The sequence below is a fragment of the Chlorobaculum parvum NCIB 8327 genome, assembly GCF_000020505.1.
Classification (GTDB): domain Bacteria; phylum Bacteroidota; class Chlorobiia; order Chlorobiales; family Chlorobiaceae; genus Chlorobaculum; species Chlorobaculum parvum_A.
The window spans coordinates 360,729-373,193 of sequence record NC_011027.1; the positions used below are offsets into that span (position 1 = coordinate 360,729).

The 12,465-nt window shown below is 57.7% G+C and carries 11 protein-coding genes; 8 read left to right on the plus strand and 3 right to left on the minus strand.

What is annotated here, in order from left to right; all coding sequences use genetic code 11:
* Window positions 1-4: 4 nt before the first annotated feature.
* From CPAR_RS01750 to CPAR_RS01785, 8 genes are all read left to right on the plus strand, one after another.
* Window positions 5-658 carry a DUF2278 family protein gene (locus CPAR_RS01750; RefSeq protein WP_012501596.1) on the plus strand — a complete coding sequence of 218 codons (654 nt, stop codon included), beginning with the start codon at window positions 5-7 and terminating at the stop codon, window positions 656-658.
* Between the two features lie 96 nt (window positions 659-754).
* The gene (locus CPAR_RS01755; protein WP_012501597.1) at window positions 755-1,486 is read left to right on the plus strand and encodes an SIMPL domain-containing protein; all 732 of its coding nucleotides are present in this window, start codon (window positions 755-757) and stop codon (window positions 1,484-1,486) included.
* 32 nt (window positions 1,487-1,518) lie between these two features.
* A complete protein-coding gene (locus CPAR_RS01760) occupies window positions 1,519-2,085 on the plus strand; it encodes a hypothetical protein (RefSeq protein WP_012501598.1) in 567 nt (188 codons plus the stop codon).
* Window positions 2,086-2,293: 208 nt separating this feature from the next.
* Window positions 2,294-3,016 carry a murein L,D-transpeptidase catalytic domain family protein gene (locus CPAR_RS01765; RefSeq protein ID WP_012501599.1) on the plus strand — a complete coding sequence of 241 codons (723 nt, stop codon included), beginning with the start codon at window positions 2,294-2,296 and terminating at the stop codon, window positions 3,014-3,016.
* Window positions 3,017-3,032: 16 nt separating this feature from the next.
* Window positions 3,033-4,784: a L,D-transpeptidase family protein gene (locus tag CPAR_RS01770; protein ID WP_012501600.1), complete on the plus strand. Its 1,752-nt coding sequence runs from the start codon at window positions 3,033-3,035 to the stop codon at window positions 4,782-4,784.
* 9 nt (window positions 4,785-4,793) lie between these two features.
* Window positions 4,794-5,261 (plus strand): SRPBCC family protein, encoded by a 468-nt coding sequence (locus CPAR_RS01775; protein ID WP_012501601.1) that lies wholly within the window; start codon window positions 4,794-4,796, stop codon window positions 5,259-5,261.
* A 71-nt stretch (window positions 5,262-5,332) separates the two neighbouring features.
* Complete coding sequence (locus tag CPAR_RS01780; RefSeq protein WP_156773340.1) at window positions 5,333-5,638, plus strand: hypothetical protein; 306 nt, start codon at window positions 5,333-5,335, stop codon at window positions 5,636-5,638.
* 122 nt (window positions 5,639-5,760) lie between these two features.
* Window positions 5,761-6,669, plus strand: coding sequence for a restriction endonuclease (locus CPAR_RS01785; RefSeq protein ID WP_012501602.1), 909 nt, complete (start codon window positions 5,761-5,763; stop codon window positions 6,667-6,669).
* A 136-nt stretch (window positions 6,670-6,805) separates the two neighbouring features.
* Here the strand turns inward: CPAR_RS01785 and metH are convergent, their stop codons facing one another.
* The 3 genes from metH to mnmA all read right to left on the minus strand — a co-directional run bounded on the left by metH (window position 6,806) and on the right by mnmA (window position 12,428).
* Window positions 6,806-10,489, minus strand: coding sequence for a methionine synthase (metH, locus tag CPAR_RS01790; protein WP_012501603.1), 3,684 nt, complete (start codon window positions 10,487-10,489; stop codon window positions 6,806-6,808).
* A gap of 86 nt (window positions 10,490-10,575) precedes the next feature.
* Window positions 10,576-11,247: an alpha/beta hydrolase gene (locus CPAR_RS01795; protein WP_012501604.1), complete on the minus strand. Its 672-nt coding sequence runs from the start codon at window positions 11,245-11,247 to the stop codon at window positions 10,576-10,578.
* Window positions 11,248-11,333: 86 nt separating this feature from the next.
* Window positions 11,334-12,428, minus strand: a complete 1,095-nt coding sequence (mnmA, locus tag CPAR_RS01800; RefSeq protein WP_012501605.1) for a tRNA 2-thiouridine(34) synthase MnmA — start codon at window positions 12,426-12,428, stop codon at window positions 11,334-11,336.
* Window positions 12,429-12,465: the final 37 nt, after the last annotated feature.

Consider the following 12,465-nt stretch of genomic DNA (forward strand, 5'->3'; position numbering starts at 1 on the left):
GCTTATGCCGCTCTTCGATGGCTATGGTGTTCTTGCTGGAACGCTGTTACGGTATGGCTGCGACAACCGGCAGGATGAAACGCACTACTACCACTGTTCGCTTCTTGTTCGCGCACGGGCCAGCGTCTATCGCTGCGTGGTCGATCTGGACAGCAAGCACCGCCGTGACGGCATTCAGTGGAAGACGGTCGACCTTCCGCATTTACGGGCAGCGGCGCTGACCGATCGCCCGGACGGGTGGCACGATCTTGAGATGGAGGAACACTCCGGAGCGCTCGATTACTACCGGAGTGAGTGGCTTGGCCCGTCGGCGGAGTGCGTCCGCGCCGGCTGCGAAGAGAGTGCGAGCCGGATGTGCTGGAAGTATGGCACGGGGCACGACGCCTATCGTGACCTCGAACCGCTGCTGAGGCGGGGACGGAGAATTTTCGTGTTTGGCGAGCCTTTTCGCAGGGGCAAGGGGGTGCACAACATTCACCAGAATCAGGGCGATCCGCCCGGCAGCCGGTGGGCAGCGGAGAACGGCCCCTGGCAGGACGGCTCGGTGATGGTTGAGCGTCCCGACGGCAGTGTGGTTGCCTTCCTGAGCAAATTCAGTACGCAGCGCTTCTGCCTCGATGAGCACTCCGCCACGGTTTCGGAGGCGGATGGACGCTGATTTGCTTGAGCTTTTCAGGCGCCCCGGTTATCTTTCAAAGAACGCTTTTTTCAGATGTTTGATCTCGTTATCACCGACTTAACAAGGAGGCTGATCATGATGTTACGTTCCGATTCGATGAAGAGCGCTATCGCTTTTCTGATGCTGCTTTGCTTTGGCGTATGGCCCGCGTCGTTGCATGCCGAAGTTCCCGCCATTTCGGTGACGGCATCGAGCACCGTTCGCTATGAGCCCGACACGGCTGAATTCACCACTTCGGTTTCCGCAACAGAGAAGGACGCATCAAAAGCCGCGGCCAGGGTTGCCGAACTCTGGAAGTCGCTGCAGCAGTCGTTGCGCAGCGCCGGTATTCCCGCTCCGGATGCTTCGTCGATAGCCTATTCGGTGAATCCCCAGTGGGAATACAACCGGACGACCGGAAGCAGAAGCCTGAAGGGCTATACGGCTCAGCATACCGTTCGGGTGACCGTGCGCGATCTGCGCAAGCTTGGCGGCGCGATCGATGCGGTTGCCGGTGCAGGTGCGAGCACCATTCAGGGACTGCGGTACTCTTCATCCCGCTACGATCAGTTCCGCACCGAGGCGCTCGCGGAAGCAGTCCGGAACGCCCGGCACGATGCCGAGGTGATGGCCAAAGCGGCCGGTGGCCGGATCGGTACTGTGCTTGACCTTGCCTATACCGCGCAGCGTCCGGTTATTCCGGTCATGCGCACGATGATGGCCGCAAGCCCGCAGGCGGAAGAATCCACCGAACTGCAACCGGGCGAGCAGGAAGTTACCGTATCGGTCAGCTCGCGCTGGCAGTTTCTTTCGGTAAAGGGGAAATAAGACGGCGGTAAGGCGCAAACAGGCGTGATGCCATGAAAGAGAAGATTCTCGAGCGGTATGACCGCACGGATGATAACCGGGTCATCATCGATGTTTCCGCCTCGAAGGTCGAGGAGCTTTACGAAGATTTCGATAAGCAGGCGCCGTATCACCGCAAAGATCTCGATGAGGAGCTGGCCTCTTACCTTGTCGATTGCGTTCGTGAAATCGGGGCGGCCGATTTCGTCATCCGCATAACGCTCGACCGGCCTCTTTCCGCCGAGCTTCAGGCGCGCATCCGCACCAGCCTGTACAAGTTTTTCATGTATCAGCGCGAGCTTGAGGTCGCTTCGGTGAAACGTATTCTGAAGCGTTCGCTGATGTTGCTTTTTGTCGGCTTTGCGTTGCTGTTTCTCTCTTTCCGGCTTCATGGTGACAGCGTGCGCCCGTTTTATCAGAACGTGTTGATCGAGGGCGTGACCATTGCCGCCTGGGTGTCGCTCTGGGAGTCGCTGAGCATCGCGTTGTTCAACTGGTGGCCATCGCATCACCGCATCAGATTGAATTTCCGGATCGCCAATGCCGAGCTGCTTTTTCAGGCCCAGTCATCTCGGCTGTGACCGTTTCCCTGCTTTTGGCTTTATGAAAAAAAGCATTACCTTGATCTAATTTGTTGAAATACAGCTGTGCGTCCCGGCGCGGTTTGTGTGCAGGGGATTCCCCATTTGCCCTGTTCTCTCTGTCTGTTTTTTTGATTACCGTAACGAATTATTACTACGATGATGCCGGCAACTGTTTCGGCATCCATGATTCACAAGGAGCTTGCGTATGAAAAAAGGAATCGTGGCTTTACTGATGCTGTTCATGGTACTCCCCGTGACCGGCCGTTCCACTACGATGGACAATACGTCTCAAAACAGGTGGATCTCCTCGATGATGCGAGCCATCGAACGAAACAACGATATTAATCCACAGGCTCTCCGACTTGCCTTGCAAGGGTACTGGAACCTCTATTCCGAGGGACAGCTCCGCCGAAAAGACGTTCTCACGGTCATCGATTTCAGCAAACCTTCCGATACCAAGCGCCTCTTCATTATTGATGTCAGTCAGGGAAAAATTCTGCAGTCGTCCCTTGTGGCCCATGGCCGAAACAGTGGCGGTGTCTACGCAACGAACTTTTCCAACCGACCCGGCTCTTACCAGAGCAGTCTTGGCTTCTACCTCACCTCAAATACTTACGATGGCAAACATGGTTACTCCCTTGTGCTGAAAGGGATTGACCGCGGTATTAACGATAATGCCGAACAGCGGAACATTGTGCTGCACGGTGCAGACTATGTTTCCGAGCAGTTCATCAGGTGTAATGGCCGTTTGGGCCGCAGCCTTGGATGCCCTGCCGTGCCGATGGAGGAGCGTTTCGAGGTAATTGACAAGATCAAAGATGGTTCCTGCCTTTTTATTTATCATGACGGCAGGGATTACGCTTCCCGCTCGGCCGTGCTCAATCCTGAGATGGCTTCGAGAATCGCTCAGAGCGATAACCCTGCATAACCCCTACCCTTTGCCTATGCGTTCGATTGTGCGGTTCTGGCTTGTAGTTTTTTCGTTTCTGCATGTGGCAACTCCCGCCGCGCTCCATGCTGCCGAAAATGATAACGAGGCTGCTGCTCCCCGACTGACGATCGTCGGAGAGCAACTGAAAGAGTCGCTGGATCGCCTCCAGCGTTCAGCCGGCTCCATCTCTCCTGCAAGGTCTGTGATTGTCGGGCAGATGCAGCGCTTTTACGATTCTTTGGAGTATCGCATTGCCTGGACCAATCGCAAGGCCATAGCTCGCCTTATCGAGGTGATCCGGCAGAGTGCTGACGACGGCCTCGATCCTTCGGACTATCATCTCGAAGAGATCAGGGCGGCGTATGACAATCCTCCGACCTCCCCGGCCCTGCAGGTTCGCGCCGATCTTTTGATGACCGATGGCCTTTTCACGCTGCTTTCGCATATGCGCGCGGGCAAGGTGGTGCCCAAGTCGCTGGATTCGAACTGGAATCTGCCGCTCTCCGGGCCGGCCAAGAACAGCGACGACATGCTGAAGTCAGCCGTGATGGACGCAAAATTTCCCGAGATGATCGCCTCCCTTCGGCCATCCACGCCGGAGTACAGGCTGTTGCGCAAAGGCCTTGCGAAGTATCGCAAGGTTGCAGCCGCCGGTGGATGGAAGCCGGTGCCTGCCGGGCCGAGAATCGGAGATGTCGGCCAGATCGATGAGCGTATGCCGCTCATTCGCAAGCGCCTTGTCGTGACGGGTGATCTTATCGAAGATGGGCTGACGATAAGCGCACCAGCGAATTCTGCTGACTCCACGGCTGCCCGTCAAGCCTTCGTCTATACTGCCGAGCTCTTCGATGCGGTGAAAGCTTTTCAGGAAAGGCACGGGCTTGAAGTGGATGGCATTATCGGCACCGAAACCGCCGGAGCGATGGCTGTGCCGGTAGAGGAGTGGATCGACCAGATCCGGATCAATCTCGAACGCTATCGCTGGTATTCAAGTTCATTGGGCTCGACCTATGTGATGGTCAATATTCCATCATTTTCAGTCGAGTTTGTGCGTGACGACTCTGTCCGCTGGAAATCGCGGGTCATTGTCGGCAAGCCGAACCTGCAAACTCCCGTTTTCAAGGCTGAGATTCAGTCGGTGATTTTCAATCCGCGCTGGGTTATTCCTTCCGGCATTCTGGCCAAAGAGGCTTTGCCCGCCATCAAAAAGAATCTCGACTACCTGAGCAGGCACCAGTTGACTGTTGTGAACAACCAGGGTAAGCCGGTTGATCCTTCGAGCGTGAATTGGGCTGCCTATCAGGGACGCGGATTTCCTTATCGACTGGTTCAGGCTTCTGGCGACGATGGCGCTCTCGGCAGGATCAAGTTCAATATGCCGAACCGTTTTACGGTCTACATGCACGACACTCCCACCAAGCCTCTGTTTGAGCGTAGCTACCGCGCGTTCAGTCACGGCTGCGTCAGGGTGCAAAACCCGAACGAACTTGGCGTGCTTCTTTTTAACGACCCGGTCAAGTGGGACATGAACAGGATCGAGGCGATGATCGATACCGGCAAGACCCGCACCATCAATCTTCCGGAGAGAATTCCGGTCTATTTCATGTATCAGACCGCATTCCCGGATGGTGACAACATTGATTTCCGGTATGACGTCTATGACCGCGATCCCGACCTGCAAAAGGCGCTCGACAGCACCAGAGAGCGTGTGATCGTCGAAGAGGCTCTTCGTCCCGTAATGTCTTCTGTGGTGACTAAGCCATAAGGGTGGCCCATGTCCTTCACGGTCACTCTCGACGTCTCGAAATCGTTCGAGACGTCTGCCCAGCCCGATAAAGTCTTCGAACTGCTTGCCGACGTCCCCCGCTCGGCAAGCTATTTCCCTGATGTCGAAAAGCTCGAACCGCTCGGCGACAACTCGTATCGCTGGATCATGGAAAGAATCGCCCTTGGCGACCACACTCTTCAGCAAACCATCTACGCCTGTACCTACCGTAGCGACCCCGCGACACTGAGCGTTGACTGGACGCCCGTCGATGGTGAGGGCAACGCCAGAGTCGAAGGCAGCTGGCGTATCGAACCTGCCGGAACCGGTACGAAAGTTCAGCTCCATACCAAAGGCACGCTCGAAGTCGATCTCCCCGGATTTCTGCAATTTCTCCTCTCTCCGCTGATCGAGCTGGCGTTTGTTCAGAAGATTGAGCGTTATATCTCGAACCTGCAAGCGGCTTTCGAAGGGTAAGGGGAGCTCTCAGAAAAACTCTTGCCGTTGTCTTTGGAAGTAACGTCGTTAATTTTAGCCATAGCGGAATAATGCGGCCATTTGCAATATTTTCTGTAACAACGCTGGTGACGTTTGTGCTTATGCTTGTTGCAAACATTCTGGCGTTGCCTGTTGTTTTCGATACGCAGGGTGTCGGATGGTCAGCCGCGCCTTTTCGCAGTGCTTTGGTATTTGTCGGCAATCTGTTGCAGTGGCCAATGGTGGCGATCTACTCGCTTGCGGGAAACAGATCGAATGATGGCATGGTTGCTATCGTTGTGCTGTCTATTATCTACGGCACTGGAGCTGTGGGGATTTGGGCGTTTTGGGGGCGATATAGAAAGGTGCGAAAGTGAGTGTGCCTCAAAATTTTGCGCCAGATTGATGATGGGTGAAGGATCAGTTTTACGGCAGAAGTCGCTGTGTTTTATGATGAAATGGTAAATTATGTGACGTTCGCATAATCTATCAATGAGCCATGTTTGACGTTTTTACTGAAGAAGTGGAAGTCCTTATCAAGGATGGAATCGCTAACCTATACTGGTACAAAGGCGATCTGCATAAGGCTTGGTTGCGTTCAGGAGTCGATATATCTGTTCGCGATGAAATATTACGCTTGAAAACCGATGATGGTCGAGAGCTAACTAAGCGCCGTCAAATGGATGCTCTCTACGAGCGTTTAAGAAATGGTGACTACAACCGACGTTTAGAGGTTTCGAGAAATTTTGTTCGCATTCTGGTTGGGCACAAAAGCTTTGCCCCGCAAAGTGAAAAGCATCGGGTGGAAATCGCAGAACGTAGTGCTTTGAAACTACGTGAACTTATTCAGCAGCAGGAAAAGGATCGAGAGTATCGCGACAGCATTCGTGCAAGTGCGGAGAAGGCCTCCCGCGAAACCTATGATTCAAAGCTTGATGAGCTTCGAGAAAAGTTTACCGAGGCACTAGACCTGCCGCCCCAAAAAAAGGGTTACGTCCTCGAAGCATTGTTCACTGAACTTATGAGAATCAGCGGTATTCCTGTTGAGGAGCCGTTCAAGATTCAAGGTGAACAACTCGATGGCGCAATCAAGTATGACGGACACTACTATTTGGTTGAGTTGAAGTGGGTCGCTGGGAAGACCGAGCCGAAAGAGATCGGTCATTTTTATTACAAAGTTGAAGGAAAACTACAGGCTCGGGGATTGTTCTTGGCAATGAATGGATATTCAGATGGTGCGATAGCAACTCTTCCAAAGGGTAAAGACTTGAAGGTTTTGCTACTTGATGGCAATCACTTGGCGAATGTCATATACGGTATGTACAAGTTTCAGGAACTTCTTGAACATTCTATTCGTCAAGCGTCATTGCGTGGAGAAATTTACTGTACACATAACCTGCAAACCTAGATGGGTTCTACCCTCCTCAACTGTTAGCTGACAGAATGTGCAGGTGAATTCATTTGGTTCATATTGCCCTAAAACAACACCGCCCGCTTACGGTAAATCGTAGCGGGCGGTGTTTTCGTTTTATAGCGGCAATCCCTTACGCAGGATCGTAGTTCAGCGCGGGCGCGAGCCACTTCTCAGCCTCACTTACCTCCAACCCTTTGCGGTTGGCGTAGTCTTCTACCTGATCCTTTCCAATCTTGCCAAGCACGAAGTATTTCGATGCCGGGTTGGCGAAGTAGAGGCCGCAGACTGATGCTGCGGGGTTCATGGCGAAGGTTTCCGTCAGCGTGACGCCGGTTGCCGCTTCGGCGTTCAGCAGGTCGAAGATGGTTGCCTTTTCGGTGTGATCCGGGCAGGCGGGGTAGCCGGGGGCGGGGCGGATGCCTCGGTACTGCTCGGCAATGAGTTCTTCGCTGCCGAGGATTTCGCCGGGGGCGTAGCCCCAGAGTTCGCGACGCACCTTTTCGTGCAGCATCTCGGCGAACGCTTCGGCCAGCCGGTCGGCGAGCGCTTGCGTCATGATGCGGTGGTAGTCGTCGTTCTCTGCTGCGAACTCCTGCAACAGGCTCTGGATGCCGAGTCCGGCGGTGACGGTGAAGCAGCCGATCCAGTCGTTGACGCCGCTTTCGCGCGGGGCCACGAAGTCCGCCAGCGCGAGGTTGGCTTCGCCGTGCTTTTCGCTTTGCTGGCGCAGGGTGTGCAGCACGGTGCGGATCATCGAGCGCTCGTCGTCCGAATAGACGAAGATGTCGTCGCCGATGCTGTTCGCCGGGAAGATGCCCGCCACGCCCTTGATGCCGAGCAGCTTTTCGCTGTCGATCCGGTCGAGCAGGGCGGTGGCGTCGTTGAAGAGCTTCGTTGCCTCTTCACCCACCTTTTCATCCTCCAGAATCTGCGGATAGACACCGTGCAGCTCCCAGCTCCGGAAGAAGGGCGTCCAGTCGATGTACGAACGGAGCGCTCCGACGGTGACATCCTCCAAAACCGTGACGCCGGTCTGCGCGGGCTTGTCGATGGTTTCGGCCTCCCAGTCGATTGCGAGGCGGTTGTCGCGGGCTGCGTCGAGCGAGATGTACTTTTTGGCTGCTGTGCGCTCGGCGTGGCTCTTACGCATCGCCTCCTGCTCTGAATTGAGCGCCGCGATGTAGCCTTCGCGCTGGGCAGGGTTGCAGAGGTTGCTGACCACCGGCACGCTGCGCGAGGCGTCGAGCACATGCACTACCGCGCCGGAGTAGTTCGGCGCGAGCTTGACCGCCGTGTGCACCTTCGAGGTGGTCGCGCCGCCGATGATGAGCGGAATGTTCATGCCGAGCCGCTCCATCTCTTTGGCCACGTGCGCCATCTCTTCGAGCGACGGGGTGATGAGCCCGGAGAGGCCGAGCACGTCCGGCTTCTCCTTAACGACCGCGTCGAGAATCTTGTCGCACGGCATCATGACGCCGATGTCAACCACGTCGAAGTTGTTGCATGCGAGCACAACCGAGACGATGTTCTTGCCGATGTCGTGCACGTCGCCCTTGACCGTGGCGAGCAGCACCTTGGCTTTGGCGCTGGTGTCGCAGCTTTTTGCTTTTTCCTCCTCGATGTAGGGCACCAGCACGGCCACCGAGCGCTTCATGACGCGGGCGCTCTTGACCACCTGCGGCAGGAACATCTTGCCCTCGGCGAAGAGGTCGCCGATGTGGTTCATGCCGTTCATGAGCGGCCCCTCGATCACCTCCAGCGGACTCGGGTAGAGCTGGCGGGCCTCCTCGGTGTCCTCGTCGATGTAGTCAACGATGCCCTTGACCAGTGCGTGTTTCAGCCGCTCCTCGACCGGGGCGTTGCGCCACTCGGCGGTTTTGGCCTCGGCCTTTTCGCCGCCGTCGCGGATCGTCTCCGCGAACGCCACGAGCCGTTCGGTGGCGTCGTCGCGGCGGTTCAGCAGCACATCCTCGACGTAAACGAGCAGCTCCGGGTCGATGTCTTCATAAATGCCGAGCTGGGCGGCGTTGACGATGCCCATGTCGAGACCGGCGTGGATGGCGTGGTAGAGGAACGCGGTGTGCATCGCCTCGCGCACCGGCTCGTTGCCGCGGAAGGAGAACGAGACGTTGCTGATGCCGCCAGAGACCTTCGCGTGGGGCAGGTTCTGCTTGATCCAGCGCACGCTCTCGATGAAGTCGAGCGCGTAGTTGTTGTGCTCGTCGATGCCGGTGGCCACGGTCAGCACGTTCGGGTCGAAGATGATATCTTCTGGCGGGAAGCCTACCTCTTCGGTCAGAATCTTGTAGGCGCGGCTGCAAATCTCGATGCGGCGGTGCAGGCTGTCGGCCTGGCCCTGCTCGTCGAAGGCCATGACGACCGTGGCCGCGCCGTACTGCATGATCTTGCGGGCGTGCTCCTTGAAAGGCTCCTCGCCCTCCTTGAGGCTGATCGAGTTGACGATGCTCTTGCCCTGGGTGCAGCGCAGGCCGTTTTCGATGACCGCCCACTTCGACGAGTCGATCATCACCGGAACCTTGGCGATCTCCGGCTCGGAGGCGATGAGGTTCAGGAACTCGACGATCACCTTTTCGGAGTCGAGCATTCCCTCGTCGAGGTTCACGTCGATCACCTGCGCGCCGTTCTCGACCTGCTGGCGGGCGATGGAGAGCGCTTCGTCGTAGTTCGCTTCCTTGATGAGGCGGGCGAACTTGCGCGAACCGGTGACGTTGGTGCGCTCGCCGACGTTGATGAAGCCGGTGGTTTCGTCAACCACGAGCGGTTCGAGGCCGGAGAGCTTCAGTACGTGCTCGTTCGCGGGGCGCTTCCTCGGCGTGAGAGTCTTGACCGCTTCGGCAATGGCGCGGATGTGCGTCGGCGTGGTGCCGCAGCAGCCGCCCACGATGTTCACAAAGCCCGATTCGGCGAAGCCCGCGATCTGCGCGGCCATGTACTCCGGGGAGTCGTCGTACTCGCCGAACTCGTTCGGCAGTCCCGCGTTCGGATAGACGCTGACGTAGCTGCCCGCGATGTTGGAGAGTGCCTCGATGAAGGGGCGCATCTGCTTCGAGCCGAGTGCGCAGTTCAGACCGACCGAGAGCAGGCTCGGCATGTGCGAAATCGAAATCCAGAACGCCTCGGTGGTCTGGCCGGAGAGCGTGCGGCCGCTGGCGTCAACCACCGTACCGGAGACCATTACGGGTACCTGCCAGCCGGTTTTGGCCGCATACTGTTCGATGGCGTAGAGCGCCGCCTTGCAGTTCAGCGTGTCGAACACCGTCTCGACGAGCAGCAGATCGACGCCGCCTTCGTGCAATCCTTCGAGCTGGGCGGTGTAGTTATCGACCACCTCCTGGAAGGTGACGGCGCGGAAGCCGGGGTTGTTCACGTCCGGCGAGAGCGAGAGGGTCTTGTTGGTTGGCCCGATGGAGCCGGCCACGAAGCGCGGCTTGTCAGGCGTCTTCGCGGTGAACTCGTCCGCCGCCGAACGGGCCACTTTTGCCGCCGCCACGTTCAGCTCCTTGGTCAGGTGTTGCAACTGGTAGTCTGACTGCGAGATCGGGTTGGCGTTGAAGGTGCAGGTTTCGACGATGTCCGCGCCCGCATCGAGGAAGTCGCAGTGGATCGAACGGATGATGTCGGGCTGGGTGATGACGAGCAGGTCGTTGTTGCCCTTCAGCGGATGGCTGTGCGAAGCGAAACGCTCGCCCCGGTAGTCCTGTTCGTCGAGGCCATGCCTCTGGATCATGGTGCCCATGGCCCCGTCGAGCACAAGAATCCGTTGCTCGATCAGGCCGTACAAATTGTCGTTCATGCAGCGGCGGAAATTGGTTGGAAAAATTGACCCTAAAGGTAAGCAAAAAAGCGCTCAATTCCCCATCCGCCGGAAGGCGGGGCGCGTCAGGAAAGCGCCCGGTCGATGCGCTCCGAAAGCCACGAGCGGAGCAGTTCGATCGAGGCGTGGTCGGTCTGGTGCGCCATCGGATATTCGCGGTAGGTGAGATCGGAGACCTTGTCCTTCAGCCACGCCTCGGACTCGCGCCCTTTGGCGATGGGCAGCACGTCATCGAACTCGCCGTGCTGCACGAGGAATGGAATGTTGGCGAGGCCTTCAGGCATAGCCTCGGCGTCGGGACGAGAATCGGGAAGCTGGCCGCTCAGGGCGGCGACGCCGTGCAGCAGCTCCGGGTTGCGGAACGCAGTCATGTAACTCATCACCGCACCCTGGCTGAAGCCCATGAGGAACGCCTTGTTGCCCGCCGGTTGAAGCGTCGCGATCATCTTTTTCAGGAACGCCGTGAACTGGTCAGCAACGTTGATGGCCGCCTCGTGGTCGGCCGTGATGCCGGTGGGCGTGAAGTCGATCGGAAACCAGCCGAACATCTCAGGGGCAAGCAGCTGCGGCGCGCGTACGCTCACGATGCGCAGCCGCGGGTCGAGTGACGGAGCTAGCATGATGAGGTCGCGCTCGTTGCTTCCGTAGCCGTGCAGCATCACGAGCAGCGGGCTTTCTTCGTCAGGACGGCGGTTGTAATCGAGCCAGGTAAAAGCGTCGTTATTGCGTGTGAACATGGGGGATGGGTTGGTGTTGACAATTCGATGAATGATTTGTAGGGGCGGCCCTTGCGGTCGCCCTGGGAAGAAACAGCAATCTCTTTTTACTCCGGCGTCGCGCTGTCCGCAGGATTCACCTCCGCGATGATTCCCCCGCCGAGCACCTCGTCGCCATCGTAAAACACAACCGCCTGCCCGCAGGCAACGCCCTGCTTCGGCTCGTGGAAACGTACCCGCGCCCGGTCATCGCCGAGCGGCTCGACCATGCAGGCGCTTTGCCGGTCGCGGTAACGGATTCGCGCTTCTGTCTCGAACGGCGCGTCCGGCGTTGCGATGCCGCTCCAGTTCATCGCCGTGGCGATGAGGCTGCGGCATTCGAGGTCGGCCTTGCTGCCGACGCGGATTCGGTTGTGTTCTGCGTCGATCTTCGTCACATAAACCGGTTCTCCGGTCGACACGCCGAGGCCCCGGCGCTGGCCGATGGTGTAGAACGGGTAGCCGCGATGGTGCCCGATCACCTTACCCGACTGATCGACAATCTCGCCCCCCGCGACACGCTCCTCAAGCCCAGGAATTGCCCTGGTAAGATAGGCGCAATAGTCGTCGTGCGGTACGAAGCAAATCTCCTGGCTCTCCTTCTTTTCCGCCGCGTGCACTTCGAACGACCGGGCCAGCTCCCGCACTTCAGCTTTCGTGTAACCGCCGAGCGGGAAAAGGGTTTTGGCAAGCTCCGCCTGAGTCAGCATCCAGAGAAAATAGCTCTGATCCTTCTCCGGATCGATCCCTTTGAGAAGGCGCGTCACGCCGTCACGCCGTTCCGTGCGGGCGTAGTGGCCGGTCGCCACCAGATCGGCTCCGAGCAGCCGCATCGCCTCGAAAAGCCCGAACCACTTGATCGCCTTGTTGCACACCATGCACGGATTCGGTGTCCGTCCGGCGAGATAGTCGTCATGAAAATAACCGACGACGTCGCGGGCGAACTTTGCGCTCAGGTTCAGCGTGAACACAGGAAAGTCGAACTCCTCTGAGTCGCTGATCCGCATTGCCGACGGAGCCAGCGTGGAAGTATCCTCCGGCGTATCGAGCACACGGATGTTCAGCCCGGTCACGCGATAGCCTTGCTTGATGAGCAGGCAAGCCGCCGCCGCCGAATCGACGCCGCCCGAAAGGCCAATGATGACGTGTTGCTTCGCGTGCATGGGCTGGTTTCGGTTGGTTAGAGGGGCTTACAGCTTT

Bases quoted from the DNA above. Each gene is read 5' to 3' on its own strand.
- CPAR_RS01750 (WP_012501596.1), top strand. From the start codon at position 5: ATGCCGCTCTTCGATGGCTATGGTGTTCTTGCTGGAACGCTGTTACGG.
- CPAR_RS01770 (WP_012501600.1), top strand. From the start codon at position 3,033: ATGCGTTCGATTGTGCGGTTCTGGCTTGTAGTTTTTTCGTTTCTGCAT.
- CPAR_RS01780 (WP_156773340.1), top strand. From the start codon at position 5,333: ATGCGGCCATTTGCAATATTTTCTGTAACAACGCTGGTGACGTTTGTG.
- CPAR_RS01760 (WP_012501598.1), top strand. From the start codon at position 1,519: ATGAAAGAGAAGATTCTCGAGCGGTATGACCGCACGGATGATAACCGG.
- CPAR_RS01785 (WP_012501602.1), top strand. From the start codon at position 5,761: ATGTTTGACGTTTTTACTGAAGAAGTGGAAGTCCTTATCAAGGATGGA.
- CPAR_RS01755 (WP_012501597.1), top strand. From the start codon at position 755: ATGATGTTACGTTCCGATTCGATGAAGAGCGCTATCGCTTTTCTGATG.
- metH (WP_012501603.1), bottom strand. From the start codon at position 10,489: ATGAACGACAATTTGTACGGCCTGATCGAGCAACGGATTCTTGTGCTC.
- mnmA (WP_012501605.1), bottom strand. From the start codon at position 12,428: ATGCACGCGAAGCAACACGTCATCATTGGCCTTTCGGGCGGCGTCGAT.
- CPAR_RS01765 (WP_012501599.1), top strand. From the start codon at position 2,294: ATGAAAAAAGGAATCGTGGCTTTACTGATGCTGTTCATGGTACTCCCC.
- CPAR_RS01775 (WP_012501601.1), top strand. From the start codon at position 4,794: ATGTCCTTCACGGTCACTCTCGACGTCTCGAAATCGTTCGAGACGTCT.
- CPAR_RS01795 (WP_012501604.1), bottom strand. From the start codon at position 11,247: ATGTTCACACGCAATAACGACGCTTTTACCTGGCTCGATTACAACCGC.